Source organism: Photorhabdus bodei (genome assembly GCF_003287735.1).
GTDB classification, from domain to species: domain Bacteria; phylum Pseudomonadota; class Gammaproteobacteria; order Enterobacterales; family Enterobacteriaceae; genus Photorhabdus; species Photorhabdus kayaii.
The window spans coordinates 1-1,075 of sequence record NZ_NSCM01000135.1 but is presented as its reverse complement, the minus strand read 5'-3'; the positions used below and the strand labels follow the sequence as shown (position 1 = coordinate 1,075).

The following is a 1,075-nucleotide window of genomic DNA, read 5'->3' as shown; positions in this document are numbered from 1 at the left end:
TGGCGGATTCGACTAATAAGTGCAATTTTTCAGAAGGGCGGTCAGTTGCTATAGTAGGCATCTTTCCCGCCACAGGAGAATGCACTATGGCCTATACACAACTGACCGAAACAGAAAGATACCAGATTTCCAGTTTAAAAGAAGCCGGTTTTTCACAGCTTTTCATTGCTGAATCACTTAAGCGAAGCCCGTCGACCATCAGCAGAGAATTGAAGAGAAATCAAGAAGTCCAGATATACTGCCCTGAACAGGCTCATTTGAAGGTATTGGCTCGTCGTCATTTTGCAAAGAAAGCCGTGAAAATAACGCCGGAAGTAAAAAAATGGATAAAACGATTAATTTGGAAAGACTTAAGTCCTGAACAGGTGGCTGATTATCTGAAGCAACATAAAGGGATATCGTTGCATCATGAGACGATCTATAGGTTGATTTATCAAGATAAAATAGAGGGGGGTGATTTATGGCAACATCTGCGAATAGCCAGAAAACCCTATCGCAAACGCTATGGTCGCTATGAAAGAAGAGGCAAAATTAAAAATCGGGTCAGTATTGATGAGCGCCCGGAAATCGTTGATAAAAAAGAACGTATTGGCGACTGGGAAGGGGATACGATAATGGGGAAAGATAAAAAAAGTGCATTATTAACATTGGTTGACCGCAAAACGCTGTATACAATTATTGTTAAAGTTGATAGTAAACGGGCATCAGAAGTCGCGAAAGCGGCAGTGAAAGTATTATACCCGTTAAAACAGAGGGTTAAGACTATCACATTCGATAACGGTTTGGAGTTCGCAGATCATGAAATCATCAGTGAAACATGAGAAACCCAAATTTACTTTGCCCACCCTTATTCGCCCTGGGAAAGAGGGATCAATGAGAATATCAATGGGTTAATTAGACAATACTTTCCAAAGGGAACCGATTTTAATGAAGTCTCTGATCAGGAAATAAATTTTGTGGTAAACCGGTTAAATCATCGTCCCCGAAAGACACGGGGTGGGAAAACACCGAATGAATTATTTAAGGGAATACGAACATGTTTACTTCCAGATTAACGATGTTGCACTTATTATGT

The 1,075-nt window shown here is 40.4% G+C and carries 1 pseudogene; it reads left to right on the top strand.

Annotated elements, in window-relative coordinates:
• Window positions 1-86: 86 nt before the first annotated feature.
• Window positions 87-1,055: pseudogene (locus CKY02_RS23095) on the top strand (IS30 family transposase).
• Window positions 1,056-1,075 lie beyond the last annotated feature (20 nt).